Raw genomic sequence first — 14785 nt, 5'->3', positions numbered from 1 at the left:
CCGGTAGCGATCCGGCGCACCAGGTGCGTAACGTGCCCGATATGGCCATTCGGACCTGGGGCAAACTGCTGCTCACGGCGCTCGGGGTGAGCGTGCTGGCCGGGGCGGGCCAGCTGGGCCTCGCGTACGGCCTCGGCATCGTCCGGCTCACCGGCTCCTTCACCGGCTCGACGGTCAACCAGTGGCCGGCCCAGCTCACCTGGGTCGGCTGGTTCGCCGCGAACGCCGCCGTGGCCGGCGCGGTGCTGACCGAGCGCCTCGCCCGCCGCGACACCGAACCGGCCACGACCGGCCGCGTCCTGGCCGTCGGCACCGCCGCCGCGCTGGGCGCCTTCGTCGTGGCACCACTGTGCATGCAGCCCGCCCGGGCGGCGGAACTCGTCTCCGTCGACCCGGTCTTCGCGGTCGGCATCTGCGCCGTCCTCGGCGCGGTCGTCGGTGCCGGTGCGGCGATCGCCGTACTGCTGACACCGCCACTGGGCTGGAACATCACGGCGGTCGCCGGCGGCGTCTGGCTGCTCGCGCTCATCTCCACGCTGCCGTCGCTCGGCGCGGCCGGGCCGCTGCGCACCGCCCGGCTCGGTGTCCTCGAGCCGACCTGGCTGAGCGCGGACGAGGCACAGCGGCTTTCGCTGTTCCTGCTTCCGCTCCTCGCCCTGCTCGCCGGAGCGGCGACCGCCGCGCTGGCCCGTTGGCGGGGCCAGGCCCCGCTCGTGAGTGGCGCGACCGGGGTGGCCGGGCCGGTGCTGGTGGCCTTCACCTACCTGACAGCCGGTCCGGGCGATGCGGTCGACCGCTACCAGACCACGCCCTACTACGGTGCGCTGATCGCGGTCGCCGCCGGTGTTCTGGGTGCGGCCGCCGCCGCCCTGCTGCGCTGGCCGGTCAGCACGCGTACCGCCGGCGCGCACGCGCTGTCGCCGGCCGCCGCTCCCCGCCCGCTGCCGGCCGGCCCGACGACGCTCGCCGACGTGACCGGCAACGCCCGGTCGACCGGTGCCACCTCGGCCGCCGGCCCCGCCCACACCGTCCCGGCCGCGGGTCCGGCCGCCACACCGCTGACGGTCGCATCGACGCTCGGCCGGCCGGCCGAGCCCCGTGAGGCACCCGCCGCGACCGAGGACCTCGCCGTCGAACCCGGTGCCGCCACGGCGGCTGTCCCGACGGTGGTGGCCGCCGCCGCAGAACCCGACCGTCCCGCCGGTCCGGGTTCGACCGACGGTCCCGCGAGGGTGACGCGGCAGCGTACCGGTGCGGAGCCGGCCGCGAAGGCGGTCATCGACGACGACGCGCCGATGCCGGCCGAGCCGGCTGCCTCGGCCCGGCCGGCGTCCGTCGTCGAGTCGGTGGCCACGGCTCGGGTGACGCAGCGGAAACGGGCGACGGACGAGCCGACGCCCGTGATCGAGGCCGCAGATGAAGCGGGGTCCTCGACCGGTCCGGAGTCCGTGGGCCGACCGCCCGAGGCGGAACGCGCGGCGACCGAACCCATCGGTCAACCGGCCACCCCCGCACCCGCACCGACACCGGCACCCGCCGGGCCGACGTCAGCCGGCGAACCGGCCGTTCCCGCATCCGGCGAGTCGACGCGAGCGCCGAAGTCCCGACGTATCCGCAAGGCCCGGCCGGCCTCGGTCACGACGCCGAACGCGGCAACCGCGCAGGGCGATGACCCGGAATCGCGGGCCACCGCGGCGCGGGATGCGGGCCCGGCCCCGGACCTGCCCGAGCCGGCCACGACAGACGTCGACGGGGCGGGCGTCGACCCGTCGGCGCCCGCCGCCGACCCGGTCGCCTCGTCGTCGGGCGACGAGGAGGCGGCATCCAGCGTCGGTCGACCCCACGGTGACGAGGAGGCGGCGGCCACGGTCGACCGGCCGCACGGCGACGACGGCCCCACACGGCGGCCGGACGCAGCGGACCCTGTAGCCGTGGACGACGGCCCGACGACCGCCCCGGCGGGCGAACCGGAGCCGGAGCGGCAGGACGGTTCCGGTGCCTGGCCGATCGAGGCGGCCTGGCCGGTCCCGCGGCGCACCCGTTCGGACGGCACCGAGGCGGCCCGCCCGCCGGTACCGGCGCAGCCGTCCGACGCGATGCCCCGGGCGCGGCACCGCGCTCCGCTGCCCGACCTCAACCGGGCAGCGAGCTGGGAGGCGCTGGCCGGCGCCCGGCGCGCCGGCCCGGTGTCGACCGACGCGCCCGGCACCACACCGGATTCGGCGTCGGCCGACGCGGCGCCGGCCACCGACGAAGCCGTCGTGGCGTCCGAGGCGACCATCGACCACACCGCCGCAGCACCTGACGTTCCCGAGCAGTCCGCCGGGCGTGCCCGGGGGCGGCTCGGACTGTTCCGGCGTAACCGGCCCCGCGTCGACGCGGAGAGCACGGCCGAGGAGCCGTTGCCGGCGCAGGAAGAGGAGTACGTCGACTGGGTGAACGGCCTGAGCCGACCGCTCCGCGACAACGAGCCCGACCAGGAGAGCGGCCGCCGCTCGCTGCGCTCGTCCGGCCGCCACCACCGGAGCTGAACCCGCCACCCCCGGATGGGGTCGTCGCTGTGGACGGCGACGACCCCACCCGGGGGACGTACGGCCGGGACGCGGAGGGCCAGCCCCGGGCGGCTCAGGCCTGCGGCAGGTACACCCGCCCGCCCGAGGAGACGAACTCCGCCGACTTGTCCTGCATGCCGCGTGCGGCGTACTCCTTGAGGTCCTGGGTGATCTTCATGGAGCAGAACTTCGGGCCGCACATCGAGCAGAAGTGCGCGGTCTTCGCCGGCTCGGCCGGCAGCGTCGCGTCGTGGTACGACCGCGCGGTCTCCGGGTCCAGCGCCAGGTTGAACTGGTCCTCCCAGCGGAACTCGAACCGCGCCTTGGAGAGCGCGTCGTCCCACGCCTGGGCGCCGGGGTGCCCCTTGGCCAGGTCGGCCGCGTGCGCCGCGATCTTGTACGCGATGACGCCGGCCTTCACGTCGTCCCGGTCGGGCAGCCCCAGGTGCTCCTTGGGGGTGACGTAGCAGAGCATCGCGGTACCGAACATGCCGATCATCGCGGCGCCGATGGCCGAGGTGATGTGGTCGTACGCCGGTGCGATGTCGGTGGTCAGCGGCCCGAGCGTGTAGAACGGCGCCTCGTGGCACCACTCCTGCTGGAGGTCCACGTTCTCCTTGATCTTGTGCATGGGTACGTGACCCGGGCCCTCGATCATCACCTGGACGTCGTACCGCCACGCGACCTTCGTCAGCTCGCCGAGGGTCTTCAGCTCGGCGAACTGCGCCTCGTCGTTCGCGTCGGCGATCGAGCCGGGGCGCAGACCGTCACCGAGGGAGAAGGTCACGTCGTAGCGCGCGAGGATCTCGCAGAGCTCCTCGAAGTTCGTGTAGAGGAAGTTCTCCTCGTGGTGCGCGAGGCACCAGGCCGCCATGATCGACCCGCCGCGCGACACGATGCCGGTCACCCGGTCGACGGCCATCGGCACGTACGGCAGCAACACCCCGGCGTGCACGGTCATGTAGTCAACGCCCTGCTCGGCCTGCTCGATGACGGTTTCCCGGAACACCTCCCAGCTCAGCTTCACCGGGTCGCCGCCGACCTTCTCCAGCGCCTGGTAGATCGGCACCGTGCCGATCGGCACCGGCGAGTTCCGCACGATCGCCTCGCGGGTCTCGTGGATCCGCTTGCCGGTGGAGAGGTCCATCACCGTGTCCGCACCCCACCGGGTGGCCCAGGTCAGCTTCTCCACCTCCTCGGCGACCGACGAGCTCACCGCCGAGGTACCGATGTTCGCGTTCACCTTGACCAGGAACGCCTTGCCGATGATCGCCGGCTCGCACTCCGGGTGGTTCACGTTGAGCGGCAGCACCGCCCGGCCGGCTGCGATCTCGTCCCGGACGAACTCCGGTGCCACACCCTCCCGGATCGCCACGAACTCCATCTCCGGCGTCACCACACCCGCCCGGGCGTACGCGAGCTGCGTCGGCCGGCGGCCGTCCACACCGGCGAGCGGGGTACCGGCTCCCCGCACCGGGGCGACGTCGCCCCGCTCGGCGATCCACGGCCCGCGCAGCGGCGCGAGCCCCACCTCGGGGTCGGATCCCGGCCCGGACGTGTCGTAGAGACGGACCGGAGGATTGTCGCCGGTCAGCGTCACCTCGGCGAACGGCACCCGGATCTCGGGCCGGGCCCCCTCCACGTACACCTTGCGTCGTGCCTGCATGACACCCTCCCTGGTGCTCAAGCGGACCATCCGAAGTGGTCCAGCGGGCCACGTCCCGCGCCCAACTTCCAGTGCCGCGCGCCGGTCAGCGCGCGGCTCACGTACTCCTTGGCGGCGGCGACCGCGGTCGGCACCGGATCGCCCAGCGCGAGGCGGACGGCGATGGCCGCCGAGAACGAACAGCCGGTGCCGTGCGTGTGCCGGGTATCGACCCGCGGCCCGCGCAGCAGGGTGGTCACCCCGTTGCCGTACAGCACGTCGACCGCCTCACCGCCGTCGAGATCGCCGCCGGTGACCACCACGTGCGCCGGGCCGCCAGCGGCCAACGCCGTCGCGGCCGTCACCATCTCCTCGACCGTGGTCACCGGGCGTCCGGTGACGGCCGCGGCCTCCGCGCAGTTCGGCGTCGCCACCTCGGCGTACGGCAGCAGCCGCTCCACCGCGGCGACCACACCGAGCGCGTGTCCGCTGGTGGCGACCAGCACCGGGTCGACGACGAGATGCGGCAGCCGGCCGGCCCGAGCTGCCGCGGCGACCGCGTCGGCGACGGCGGGCGTGCCGAGCATGCCGGTCTTGACCGCGCCCACGGTGAAGTCGGTCAGCACGCTCTCGAGCTGATCGGTCACGGCGGTCGGCGGCAGGGGTAGGACGGCGTCGACGCCCCGGGTGTTCTGCGCGGTCACGGCGGTGAGGACACTCGTGCCATACGCGCCGAGCGCCGCGAAGACCTTGAGGTCGGCTTGGATGCCCGCTCCCCCGCCGGAGTCGGATCCGGCGATGGTGAGGACTGTTCTAGGCGTCACTGCTCTCCCCCGGTCGTCTCGGTCGAGGGCTGCGGCCGACCGTGCCGGCTTCGCGGCACCGGGGTGGCCGCCTCTTCGAAGGCGCTGCTCGACGAGGTGATCGGCTGTCGTCGGGCCGCCCTGTCGGCTGCCTCGGTCAGCGTGGTGGCTGCCTTCCGGGGGTCGTCGGAGCGCATGATCGCGCCGAGGACGGCGACGCCGGTGGCGCCGGCCCGGATGCAGGCGGTGACCTGCTCGGGGGTCTCGATGCCGCCGAGGGCGAGGGCCGGGACCGGGCTTCGTCCGATGAGCGCGGCGAGCCCGTGCGGGTGCAGGGGCGGGCCGTAGCCGGGTTTGGTGCGCGTCGGGTGGACGGGCGAGATGGTCACGTAGTCCTCGGTGGTGAGCCGGAGCAGCTCCGCCTCGTCGTGGCAGGAGCGGCCGACCAGCCCGACGCGCGGTGGTGGGTACGGGCCGGCGGCGGGGAGGTGCACGGCGTCACCGTCGAGCGGGTCGGGTCCGGCGACGAGGAGGGTGCCGTGGACGTCGGCCAGGATCGCCCGCAGCTCGGCCGCGAGCGCGGCGCGCTCGGCGCGCGGCAGGTCCTTCTCCCGCAGCACCACCCAGCGCACTCCCCCGGCGACCGCCGCCGCGACCACCTCGGCGAGCGGTCGGCGCGCCTCCATCCGATCGGTGAGCATCACGACTCCGGAGGGCAGGTCCGACCCCCCATCGACCGGGACGCCCGGCGACGAGCCGGTCACAGGTCCGGCCGTCCCTCGTCCGGAGTGGAGGCGAGGGCGTGGTGGCGGCGCGGGATCCGGCCGGCGCCGGCGGCGAGCCGGCCGGCCTGCACCGCGTACCGCATCGCGGTGGCCATCGCCACCGGGTCGGCGGCCCGGGTCACCGCGCTGGCCAGCAACACGGCGTCGCAGCCGAGCTCCATCGCCAGCGCCGCCTCGGAGGCGGTGCCGATACCGGCGTCCAGGATCACCGGCACGTCCACGGCCTGCCGGATCAGCCGGATGTGGTGCGGATTGCTGATGCCCAGCCCGGACCCGATCGGCGCGCCCGCCGGCATGACCGCCGCACAGCCCACGTCCGCGAGCCGCCGGGCGAGCACCGGGTCGTCACTCGTGTACGGCAGCACGGTGAACCCGTCGGCGACCAGCTCCTCGGCGGCGCGCAGCAGCTCCACCCCGTCCGGAAGCAGCGTGCGCTCGTCGCCGATCACCTCCAGCTTGATCCAGTCGGTGTCGAACGCGTCCCGGGCCAGCCGGGCCACCTTCACCGCCTCGACGGCCGTGTAGCAGCCCGCCGTGTTCGGCAGCAGCCGCACACCGCACCGGTCCAGCAGCTCCAGCAGCCCCCCACCCATCCCGGGGGCGGTGTCCACCCGACGCAGGGCGAGCGTGACCAGCCCGGTCCCGGATGCGCGGATGGCCTCCTCCAGCACATGCAGGTTCGCCGCGCCGCCGGTGCCGAGGATCAGCCGCGAGGTGAACTCCACCCCGCCGAGTCGGAACGTCACCGCGCTCACCCGCCCTGGGCGGCGCTGAGCACCTCGACCCGGTCACCGTCACGCAACGGGGTCTCCGGCCAGCCCGTCCGGGGCACCACCTCACCGTTGACCGCGACCGCCACTCCGCGCTGTTGCGGAGCGACCTCGCGTACCAGGTCTGCCACCGTCACACCGCCGGGCATCGTCCGCCCGGCGCCGTTCACCGTCAGTTCCACGGGTCCTCCTCACTCGTCCGGGCGGGTTCGCCCGGGTCTGCGGCCGCCGAGCCGGACGGGCTGGTGAACCGGTCCGGCAGGAAGGGGGCGAGCAACGGATCGGGCACCCCGGTGGTCACGAGGTCGGCGATCAGGTCGGCGGTCACCGGGGTGAGCACGATGCCGTGCCGGTGGTGCCCGGTGGCCGCCAGCACGTCCGGTCGACCCGGCAACGGGCCGAGGATCGGTGCGTTGTCCGGGGTGCCGGGGCGCAGCCCGGCGGCCGTCTCGATCAGGTCGTACTCGGCCAGCTCCGGCACCAGGTCCACGGCGGCCCGGAGCAGGCGGAGCACCGCCCCGGCGGAGACGTCGGTGTCGCGGCGCTCCTCGACGGTGGCGCCCACCACCACCTCGCCACCGGTCCGGGGCACCAGGTAGACCTGCTCGCCGTCGGCGTACCCCCGGATGACGTGCCGGAAGCCCGGCGTGGCGCCACCGGGCGCGCGGAGCCGGAGCACCTGCCCCTTGACCGGGCGGACCGGCAGCCCGGTGAGCGCGGCGGCACCGCAGCCCGCCGCCACCACCGTGACTGCGGCGTCCACGTCGGACAGCGCGCGGACCGGTTCGGGCACCAGCACCGCCCCGGCCCGCTCGGCGGCGGTACGCAGCGCGGGCACCAGCTGTCGCGGATCGACCTGGTGATCGGTCGCGGCGAGCGCGCCGCCGCGCACCCGGGGGGCGAGCGCCGGCTCGCGGTCGCGCAGCTCCGAGGGGCGCAGCGGGGTCACCGGCAGGTCGAGTTCCCGCTGGTACGCCCAGAGCCGCCGGGCCTCGGCCAGGTCGTCGCCGGTCAGCCCGACCAGCAGGGTGCCGTCGGTGCGGTAGCCGAGGTCGACACCGGTCGCCTCGGTCAGCTCGGCCGCGAACGCCGGCCAGCGGGCGGCCGATTCCACCAGCAGCCCGGTCAGGTCCCGTTCACCGAAGTACGCCTCGGCGATCGGGGCGAGCATGCCGGCGGCGACCGCGGAGGCACCCGAGCCCGGGGCGGGATCGTGCAGGGTCACCCGTAGCCCGCGTGCGGCGCAGCGCCAGGCGACGGCGAGACCGATCGGTCCCGCACCCACCACCGCCACGTCCGCCCGGGCCACGTCGCCGGCAGGGGTCGACGTGGACCGGGCGCTCAGCACGTCAGCGCCTCGATCAGCTCGGTCGTGGCGCGGGCCGGGTCGGCCGCCCCCGACAGCGCGCCGACCACCGCCACTCCGTACGCCCCGGCCGCCCGTAGTGCCGGTACGGCGGATGCGGTCACACCACCGATCGCGATCACGGGTACGTCGACCGCCTCGGCCACCGCCCGTACGCCGGCCACGCCGATCGGTGGGGGCAGTCCCTCCTTGGTGCGGGTGGGCCGGCAGGGGCCGACCCCGAGGTAGCTGGCGCCGGCGGTGACCGCCTCGGCGGCGGTGCCCGGCTCCCTCGCGGTGGCGCCGAGCACGGCGGTCGGGCCGAGCACCTGCCGGGCCGCCTCGACGGGCAGGTCGTCCGCGCCGACGTGCCCGCCGGCCGCGCCGACCGCCAGCGCCACGTGCAGCCGGTCGTTGACCAGGCAGGTCGCTCCGTACGGCGCGCAGAGCGCGACGACCCGGCGGGCCAGGTCGTACGTCTCGCGGTCGGTGGCGGAGTCCTCGACCCGGACCTGCACGACCAGGTCCGCGCGGGCCGCGGTCAGGGCGGCCCGGACCACGGTGAGCGGATCACGCCCGGGTCGGGTGTCGGTGATGAGATGCAGTCGTCCCAGGGACGCCACGGCAACACTCCTCCCTGCGCCGGCATTACCCGGATCAGGTTCGACGGTCGGGGGCTGACAGCCCCCCTCTCAGCCCGGTCCACCGGGCTCCCGTGGGTCACTTGCTCCGCCACCGTACGACAGACCCGGCGGCGCTGCCAAGGGTGAGGACGGCTACAGCGGGGGCGGGCTTCCGCCGGGGGCGCTTCATGCGGTCCTGTTCGGAATGTCGCCTGCCGTTGCGAAACCGTTACCGTCCGGCATCTTGCCCGACACGCATCAACGGGAATTAATTTGTTCAGCGATTCGACAAAATGTTGGTGCGGACGCCATGGCCCGGTGCCCGCACCACCCCACCCCCGGGACGGTCTTCGGCGAGCCGGCCCCCGCGATCCCCTGTCCACCGCGACATAGGAGGCGGCGTGTCCCGCACTCGTCGTGCCCGCTCACCCATCACAGCGATCCTGCTCTCCCTCGCCCTCACCTCGACGGCACTGTTCGGCACGTCGGCCGCGCAGGCCGCACCGACCGCCGGCGCGACCACCACGCGAGCCGCTCAGGCCGCCGCGGCCGCGCCGGTGACCCAGGCCCTGCCCAAGGCCGCCGCCGACGAGCCCTTCTCCGTGCTGGTCTTCTCGAAGACGGCCGGGTTCCGGCACGATTCCATCCCCACCGGCATCGCCGCCATCCAGCAGCTCGGCGCGGAGCACGGCTTCACCGTCGACACCACCGAGGACGGCGGCGCGTTCAACGACGCGAACCTCGCTAAGTACCAGGCCGTCATCTGGCTCTCCACGACCGGCGACGTCCTCGACGGCGACCAGCAGGCGGCCTTCGAGCGCTACGTCAAGGCCGGCGGCGGCTACGTCGGCATCCACGCCGCATCGGACACCGAGTACAGCTGGGGCTGGTACGGCGACCTGGTCGGCGCGTACTTCGCCGGCCACCCGTCGCCCCAGCAGGCCACGGTCAAGGTGGAGGACCACGCCCACCCGTCCACCAGTGAACTGCCGGACCGATGGTCCCGGTTCGACGAGTGGTACAACTACCAGTCCAATCCGCGCCCCGACGTGCACGTGCTGGCCAGCCTGGACGAGCGGAGCTACTCGGCGGGCGCCGGCGCGATGGGTGCCGACCACCCGATCGCCTGGTGCCAGGACTTCGACGGCGGCCGGTCGTGGTACACCGGCGGTGGCCACACCCGCGAGTCGTACGCCGAGCCGGAGTTCCTGAGCCACCTGCTCGGCGGCATCCGCACCGCTGCGGGAGCGGCGGGGGCCGACTGCGGCGCCTCGAAGACCGCCAGCTTCGAGAAGGTCACGCTGGACAGCAACACCAGCAACCCGATGGAGCTGGACGTCGCCCCCGACGGGCGGGTCTTCTACGTCGAGCGCGACGGCCGGGTGCAGATCGTCAAGCCGGACACCGGCAACACGGTCACCGCCGTCGACCTGGACGTCTTCACCGGAAACGAGGACGGCCTGATCGGCATCCGCCTCGACCCGGACTTCGCCACCAACAACTGGGTCTACCTGTACTACGCCCCGAACGACGGGATCGCGCGCAACCTGCTGTCCCGGTTCACGGTCACCGGCGACACGATCGACCCGGCGAGTGAGAAGCAGGTGCTGCGGGTCGACACCCAGCGCAACACCTGCTGCCACGCCGGCGGCAGCATGACCTTCGACAGTGCCGGCAACCTCTACCTGGCCACGGGTGACAACACGAACCCGTTCGAGTCGGGCGCGTACACGCCTATCGACGAGCGGCCGGGCCGCCAGGACTACGACGCGCAGCGCACCGCGGGCAACACCAACGACCTGCGCGGCAAGGTGATCCGCATCCACCCGGAGGACGACGGGACGTACACCGTCCCGGACGGCAACCTCTTCCCGCCGGGCACCGAGAAGACCCGTCCCGAGATCTACGCGATGGGCTTCCGCAACCCGTTCCGCATCGGCACCGACCCGAAGACCGGCACCCTCTACGTCGGCGACTACGGGCCGGACGCCAACGCCGACAACCCGAACCGGGGCCCCCGTGGCCTGGTCGAGTGGAACATCGTCACCCCCGGCAACTACGGCTGGCCGTACTGCACGGGCACGAACGAGGCGTACAACGACTACACCTTCCCGTCCGGCCCGAGCGGGTCGAAGTTCGACTGCTCCGCGCCGGTGAACGACTCGCCGAACAACACCGGTCTGACCGACCTGCCGCCGGTCGTGCCGGCCACCGTCGACTACGGGTACGCCGGTGACGCGCGTTACCCGGAGATCGGCGGCGGCGGCGCCCCGATGGGTGGCCCGGTCTACCGGTACGACGCGGACCTCGACTCGGACCGCAAGTGGCCGGCCTACTACGACGGCAAGGCGCTGCTCGGCGAGTGGAACCAGTCGAAGATGTACACGATGCAGCTGACCGCCGACGGCAAGTCGCTGGTGGACATCAACCAGCTGCTCACCGGCATGAGCATGATCCGGCCGATGGACTTCGAGTTCGGCCCCGACGGCGCGCTCTACCTGATCGAGTGGGGCAGCGGCTTCGGCGGCAACAACGACAACTCCGGCGTCTACCGGATCGACTACATCGCCGGTGACCGCGCGCCGATCGCGGTGGCGAACGCCACCCCGACCTCCGGTGCGGCGCCGCTGACGGTGAACTTCTCCAGCGAGGGCTCGCGAGACCCGGACGGCGGCACGCTCACCTACGCCTGGACGTTCGGCGACGGGCAGACCTCCACCGAAGCCAACCCGACGCACACCTACGCGGCGGCGGGCAACTTCGCCGCCCAGCTCACCGTCACCAACCCGAAGGGGCGTACGGCGGTGGCGAACGTGCCGGTCACCGTGGGCAACACCGCCCCGACGGTGACCATCGAGTTCCCACCGGACGGCGGCTTCTTCGACTGGGGTGACCAGGTCCGCTACACGATCAAGGTGACCGACCCGGAGGACGGGGAGATCGACTGCGACCGGGTCCAGCTCCAGGTGCTGCTCGGCCACGACGAGCACGCCCACCCGCTGGAGCAGCACACCGGCTGCACCGGGTTGGTTCAGACGCAGCTGGCCTCCGGGCACGGCGCCGAGGCGAACGTCTTCAGCGTCTTCGAGGCGACGTACACCGACCTCGGTGGCGTCGAGGGCGCCGGACCGCTCACCGGCCGGGCCATCGAGCAGCTCCAGCCGAAGCGGAAGCAGGCCGAGTACTTCACCGCCACCGGCCGTGCGCCGGGCAGCACCGGCGGCGGAGACCCGGGCGTGCAGCGCGAGACCACCGGCGACACCGCCGGCGGCGGCCAGAACATCGGGTTCATCGAGGACGGCGACTGGTGGTCGGTCTCCCCGGCCGACCTGACCGACATCACGTCGATCCGGTTCCGGGTCGCGTCGGACGTCAACGGCGGGCGGATCGACGTCCGCGCCGGAGCGGTCGACGGGCCACTGGTCGCGCAGGCGACCGTGCCCGGCACCGGTGACTGGCAGACGTACACGGACGTGACCGCGCCGGTGACCGGCCCGGGCGCGGGCACGCTGTACTTCATCGCCAAGGACCCGGCCGGCGGCGCCGGCTCGCTGCTGAACGTCAACTGGATGGACTTCATCGGCCGGGGGGTCACCGAGAACGCACCACCGGTGGTCACCGCCACCGCGACCCCGACCACCGGCACCGCGCCGCTCGCCGTCGCCTTCGACGGCACGGCCACCGACGCCGAGGGGGACACCCCGCTGACGTACGCCTGGGACTTCGGTGACGGGGGCACCGCATCCACGCTGGACGCCACCCACACGTACACCAGCCCGGGCACCTTCACCGCCACCCTCACGGTGACGGACAGCAAGGGCGCGAAGTCGTACGCCACGGTTCCGGTGCGGGTGGACGCGCCGAACACGTCCTGCTTCGGGACGCGCTCGGACGACTTCACCGGCACCAGCCTCGACAAGGCACGCTGGAGCGTGGTCCGGGAGAACCAGCTCTACTCGGTCTCCGACGGGGCCCTGCGGCTGCCCACCTCGGTGGGTGACCTCTACGGTGCCCGCAACGACGCCACCAACCTGGTGCTCCAGCCGGCGCCGGCCGGGGCCTGGCAGGCGACCACCCGGGTGACCCTGCCGGTGACGGCGAACTACCAGCAGGCCGGTCTGCTGATTTACGGCGACGACGAGAACTACGCCAAGCTGGACCTGCTGTACAACGGCAGCCGCCGGGTGGAGTTCATCCGGGAGACGGCCGGCACGCCCCGCAACGAGGCTGCCGACAGTGCCGCCGCGCCGGCGGGTGACACCGTGCACCTGCGACTGATCAGTGACGGGACGAACCTGACCGCGGCCGTCTCGGCCGACGGGCAGACCTTCACCCCGGTCGGCCGGTCGGCCGCGCTCGCCGGCATCACCAACCCCCGGATCGGCCTGTTCGCGCTCAACGGCGGGACGGACGCGCCGGTGGTGGAGGCGGCGTTCGACTGGTTCCAGGTGTCTCCGGACGAGCCGGCCGGCCCGGTCGACCCGTCGGACGAGTTCACCGGCGACTCCCTCGACAAGTGCCGGTGGGACGCGATCCTGCGGGAGGACGGGACGGGCTACCGGGTGACCGGTGGCGCGCTGCGGATCGACGTGCCCAACGGTGACATCTACGGCACCGACAACACCGGTCCGGCGAACTTCATCCTCCAGAACGCGCCGACGGGCGACTGGACCCTGGAGACGAAGGTCGACGGCAGCCTGTTGGACGAGCAGTACCAGCAGGCCGGTCTGATCGTGCACGCCGACGACGACAACTACCTGAAGTTCGACTACATCGTGGACAACCAGCCCGGCCAAACGGTGACGCGGCGGATCGAGTTCCGCAGCGAGATCGGCGGGACGGTGCAGAACCCGCAGCCGGAGGCGGCGAACCTGACCGCTTCGGTGTGGTACCTGCGGCTGGCCCGCAGCGGTGACACCTTCACCGCGTCGTACTCGGCGGACGGGACGACCTGGACGGCGTTGGCGGCGCTGACCAACAGCGTGGTCGGGGCAACCCCGAAGGTGGGTCTGTTCACCCTCGGGGCCAACCAGACCGCCTCGAAGACCGCCGTGTTCGACTACTTCCGCCTCACCACCGGGGTCGCCGACGAAACGGCCCCGGTGACCACGGCCACCGTCACGGGCAACCCCGTCGAGGGTTGGCACACCGGGCCGGTGACGGTCACCCTGGCCGCCACCGACGAGGACGGTGGCAGCGGTCTGGCCGGCACCGAGTACCAGCTGGACGGGGCGCAGACCTGGACGGCGTACACCGGGCCGGTCCCGGTGAGCGGGGAAGGCGAGCACGAACTGCGGTTCCGCTCGACCGACCAGGCGGGCAACGTGGAGTCGACGAAGACCGTCGCCGTGAAGATCGACGCCACGGCGCCGGTGACCTCGGCGACGTTCGCTCCGGCAAACGACGAGGGTTGGCACGACGGGACCATCCCGGTCGTACTGACCTCGACCGACGCCGGATCCGGGGTGAAGACGGTCGAGTGGTCGCTCGACGGTGGCGCGTGGACGCCGTACTCGGCGCCGGTCGAGGTGACCGGTGACGGCCAGCACGAGCTGCTGTTCCGGGCCACCGACAGCGCGGGCAACGCGGAGACGCTCAAGTCGGCGGTGCTGCGGATCGACGGCACCAAGCCGACGCTGCTGGTCTCCGGGCTCGCCGACGGCCAGCTCTACGGCGACAGCCAGGACGTCCGGGTGTCCTGGCAGGCGGTCGACCCGACCTCGGGCGTCGCGAGCGTGACCGGCGAGCTGGACGGCCGGCCGTACGCGAGCGGCACGCTGCAGGCGATGTACGAGCTGCCGCTCGGCCTGCACGAACTGACCGTCACCGCGACCGACAAGGCGGGGAACGAGACCACCTCCGCGGTCCGGTTCTTCGTCACCACCTCGTTCCGCGACCTGCAGAACCTGTTGGACCGGTTCAAGGCGACCGGTCGGCTCTCGGCCAAGGCGCACAAGCAGCTGACGGCGAAGCTCGACGCCGCCCGCAAGGCCGAGGCGGCCGGCAACGACAACAAGGCGATCAAGCAGCTGACCGCCTTCCGCGAGCTCGCCACCGACGCCACGCTGGTGGCCGAGGCCGAGATCCGGGACGTGCTGGTCCGCGACGCCGACGCCATGATCGTCCGGCTCGGCGGTGCGGCCAGCAAGGCCGGGGTGAAGGCCAACGACGGTGCACCCGTCGCCGGTGCCGGCCGGTTGGGCGGGGACGCCACACGGCTCGCTCCGGGCCGCCGGCTCTGATCCGATGGCGGCCCCTCTCC

The 14785-nt window shown here is 73.3% G+C and carries 9 protein-coding genes and 1 riboswitch; of the genes, 2 read left to right on the top strand and 7 right to left on the bottom strand.

Annotated features, from left to right (window positions below; translation table 11 throughout):
• The first annotated feature begins 41 nt into the window (after window positions 1-41).
• The gene (locus AB0F98_RS06400; RefSeq protein WP_357729593.1) at window positions 42-2531 is read left to right on the top strand and encodes a hypothetical protein; all 2490 of its coding nucleotides are present in this window, start codon (window positions 42-44) and stop codon (window positions 2529-2531) included.
• 94 nt (window positions 2532-2625) lie between these two features.
• Here the strand turns inward: AB0F98_RS06400 and thiC are convergent, their stop codons facing one another.
• The 7 genes from thiC to thiE form a co-directional block, all read right to left on the bottom strand.
• Window positions 2626-4218 (bottom strand): phosphomethylpyrimidine synthase ThiC, encoded by a 1593-nt coding sequence (thiC, locus tag AB0F98_RS06395; protein WP_357729590.1) that lies wholly within the window; start codon window positions 4216-4218, stop codon window positions 2626-2628.
• A 17-nt stretch (window positions 4219-4235) separates the two neighbouring features.
• Window positions 4236-5021 carry a bifunctional hydroxymethylpyrimidine kinase/phosphomethylpyrimidine kinase gene (gene thiD / locus AB0F98_RS06390; RefSeq protein WP_357729587.1) on the bottom strand — a complete coding sequence of 262 codons (786 nt, stop codon included), beginning with the start codon at window positions 5019-5021 and terminating at the stop codon, window positions 4236-4238.
• A complete protein-coding gene (locus tag AB0F98_RS06385) occupies window positions 5018-5701 on the bottom strand; it encodes a thiamine phosphate synthase (RefSeq protein WP_357729583.1) in 684 nt (227 codons plus the stop codon). Before AB0F98_RS06385 ends, thiD begins: the two co-directional genes overlap by 4 nt.
• Window positions 5702-5760: 59 nt before the next feature.
• Window positions 5761-6540 carry a thiazole synthase gene (locus AB0F98_RS06380; protein WP_357729580.1) on the bottom strand — a complete coding sequence of 260 codons (780 nt, stop codon included), beginning with the start codon at window positions 6538-6540 and terminating at the stop codon, window positions 5761-5763.
• A complete protein-coding gene (thiS, locus tag AB0F98_RS06375) occupies window positions 6537-6737 on the bottom strand; it encodes a sulfur carrier protein ThiS (RefSeq protein WP_357729577.1) in 201 nt (66 codons plus the stop codon). The genes AB0F98_RS06380 and thiS overlap by 4 nt, the downstream gene beginning before the upstream one ends.
• On the bottom strand, window positions 6728-7900 hold the full coding sequence (gene thiO / locus AB0F98_RS06370) for a glycine oxidase ThiO (protein WP_357730863.1): 1173 nt from the start codon (window positions 7898-7900) through the stop codon (window positions 6728-6730). The genes thiS and thiO overlap by 10 nt, the downstream gene beginning before the upstream one ends.
• Complete coding sequence (thiE, locus tag AB0F98_RS06365; protein WP_357729574.1) at window positions 7897-8523, bottom strand: thiamine phosphate synthase; 627 nt, start codon at window positions 8521-8523, stop codon at window positions 7897-7899. Before thiE ends, thiO begins: the two co-directional genes overlap by 4 nt.
• A riboswitch (TPP riboswitch) is annotated at window positions 8518-8626 on the bottom strand. Its footprint overlaps the gene before it by 6 nt.
• Window positions 8627-8924: 298 nt before the next feature.
• Here thiE and AB0F98_RS06360 point away from each other — a divergent pair.
• The gene (locus AB0F98_RS06360; RefSeq protein ID WP_357729571.1) at window positions 8925-14765 is read left to right on the top strand and encodes a ThuA domain-containing protein; all 5841 of its coding nucleotides are present in this window, start codon (window positions 8925-8927) and stop codon (window positions 14763-14765) included.
• Window positions 14766-14785 lie beyond the last annotated feature (20 nt).

This window comes from Micromonospora sp. NPDC023737 (assembly GCF_040639715.1).
GTDB lineage: Bacteria > Actinomycetota > Actinomycetes > Mycobacteriales > Micromonosporaceae > Micromonospora.
This window is presented reverse-complemented; position numbering and strand designations above follow the sequence as displayed.